Source organism: Nocardia sp. NPDC003345 (assembly GCF_053589395.1).
Map to the genome: position 1 here is coordinate 1 of NZ_JBSFRU010000533.1, position 2,383 is coordinate 2,383.

Consider the following 2,383-nt stretch of genomic DNA (forward strand, 5'->3'; position numbering starts at 1 on the left):
CAGCATCCGGAATTCCTCGATCGTTTCCGGGACCGGCGGTCCTGCTGAGGTGCTCATGACCTCGATCATGCCGCACCGGCGGCTGCGGGGGCCGCCCGGTTCTCACCGAGCGGGCATCGCGGTCACATGCGGCGCATCACCGAAACCACCTTGCCCAGGACCACGGCGTGATCGCCGTCGATGACCTCGTAGGCGGGATTGCGCGGCTCGAGATAGATATGCCCGCCGCGCCGCCGGTAGACCTTCACCGTGGCCTCGCCGTCCAGCATGGCGGCGACGATCTCACCGGACTGCGCGTCCGGTTGCTGCCGGACCACGACGATATCGCCGTCGCAGATCGCGGCGTCCACCATCGAGTCGCCGCGGACACGCAGCCCGAACACCGTGCCCCGGCCGACGAGTTCGCGCGGCAGCGACAGGACGTCGTCGATATGTTCTTCGGCCGCGATCGGCGTGCCCGCGGCGATATCGCCGACCACCGGCACGGCCACCGCGTCGCCGTCGCCGGCCGGCTCGGAGCCGGTGTTCAGGAACAACCGCACATCCATCGGCCGCGACACCCCGGCACCGCGCCGCAGGAAACCCTTGTCCTCCAGGCTCTTCAGATGCCGCGCGACCGAGGAGGTCGACCGCAGCCCCACCGCCTCGCCGATCCGCCGTGTGCTCGGCGGGTACCCGTGCCGGACGACGAAATCACCGATGGCGGCGAGTATCCGCCGCTGGCGGTCGGGCAGGGTCGAGGTGTCGAGATGGTCGTATTCGGTCACCGGTGCATCGTATTGCCCGGTCCGGCTGCCGTTCGTACCCCGGCGGCGTCAGCCCGTGTAGGGGCGGGCCGCGCGGGCGGTGCGCAACGCCTCGCCCCACCAGACGAGCTGGTGCAGCAGGGTTTTGGCCGCGATATCGGCGGCGGGGTCGCCGATCAGCGCACCGGTGTCGTCGCGGCGCTGCCACGGATTGTGGAAACTGACGGTATCGCGCACGGTGACCGCGTGCAGTTCGGCGAAGACCGTGCGCAGGTGTTCGGTCGCCCGCAGGCCACCCGAAACCCCGCCGTAGCTCACGAAACCGACGGGTTTGGCCTGCCATTCGCGGTGGTGCAGGTCGATGAAGTTCTTCAGCGTACCGGGGAAACTGTGGTTGTACTCGGGCGTGACCACCACGAAGGCGTCGGCTTCGGCCAGTATCGACCGGGAGTCCTCGACGGCCGGCGCGGGCGCGCCGAAGGTATGCGGCAGCTCCGTGGTGGCCAGATCGATCGAGCTGGTGCGCAGAGCCGGTTCGGCGGCGGCGCGCGCCAGGAACCAGTCGCCGACCGCCGGGGCGAAACGGCCGTCCCGGCTGCTGCCGATGATGACGGCCGCACGCAGCGGCGCGGCCTGAGTGCCGGATTCGGGGGTGCTGTTCACGGAAGCCTCCAGATGCTGATGCCGGGCCGGTCGGCCCGTACCACCAGCTTGGTTCCTTAACTATTGTTGAGGTCAAGGCGCGAAGTATCGTCGCTGCCGATTCCGGATCGGCCGTGTCGGATGGAATCGATCGGGTATGCCGAGAACACGCGCCCGGCCGGATCACGGAACGATTGCGCGGGCTCTACACTGGCGCGGTCGGCGAGTTGACGTTCTAGGCTGGAATCGGACGGCTTATGCCCTGGCACGAGGGAGCACATGGAAATCGCGAAGGTGGCGCAGCCGGAATACCGGCAGGCCCGCTTTGACGATCTGGAGGCCATCGCGGCCATCGAGGCCGAGGTGTTCGCCGAGCCGTACCTGTATCTCATGCTGCGACAGCTCTTCGAACTGCACGGTGAGGAATGGCTGGTCGCCGAATCCGGTGGTGCGGTGATCGGATACGCGCTCACCTTGGAGAAATCCGGCCGGGCCCTGTTGTTCACCTTCGCGCTCGCCAAGAAGTATCAGGGCGCCGGATACGGCCGTGCCCTGCTGGACCACACCTTGGCGGTATGCCGTGAGCGCGGCATGGACCGGGTGTACCTGACCGTTCGCCCCGACAATCACGCGGCGAGCAAACTGTTCAAACAGGCCGGTTTCGATTTCGTCGCCCACGACGAACGCTATTTCGGCCACGGGGAACCGCGTGACGTCTACAACTTCCCACTGCATCCCTGATCGCTAAACTCTTGCCATGGGCGAGATTTCGCCGTTCGTGGCTTCGGTGTCCACCCGGATCGCCCGGCACGCGGCGGCATACACGGCCGATATCGACCAGGACGCGGCCCCCGGCCGGATGCCGTTGCACGGCTTCACCGCGCATGTCGACGCCGTGCTCGACGACTACGACCCACCCGGCGCCCGCCGCCGGCACTCCGACACCCTGGTGTTCGAGCATCTCTACGCGGCAGCCCGCGATCCCGGCGACGACG

The 2,383-nt window shown here is 67.8% G+C and carries 4 protein-coding genes; 2 read left to right on the forward strand and 2 right to left on the reverse strand.

Translation table 11 applies throughout. The features are described from left to right. Nucleotides 1-122: 122 nt before the first annotated feature. On the reverse strand, nt 123-767 hold the full coding sequence (lexA, locus tag ACWDU1_RS31655) for a transcriptional repressor LexA (protein WP_450004092.1): 645 nt from the start codon (nt 765-767) through the stop codon (nt 123-125). 48 nt (nt 768-815) lie between these two features. Continuing rightward, complete coding sequence (locus tag ACWDU1_RS31660; protein ID WP_450004093.1) at nt 816-1,409, reverse strand: NADPH-dependent FMN reductase; 594 nt, start codon at nt 1,407-1,409, stop codon at nt 816-818. A 258-nt stretch (nt 1,410-1,667) separates the two neighbouring features. Between ACWDU1_RS31660 and ACWDU1_RS31665 the strand changes: the two genes are divergently transcribed. Next, a complete protein-coding gene (locus ACWDU1_RS31665) occupies nt 1,668-2,129 on the forward strand; it encodes an N-acetyltransferase family protein (protein WP_450004094.1) in 462 nt (153 codons plus the stop codon). Between the two features lie 16 nt (nt 2,130-2,145). Then, on the forward strand, nt 2,146-2,383 hold a 238-nt coding region (locus tag ACWDU1_RS31670; protein WP_450004095.1), incomplete at its 3' end, for a hypothetical protein.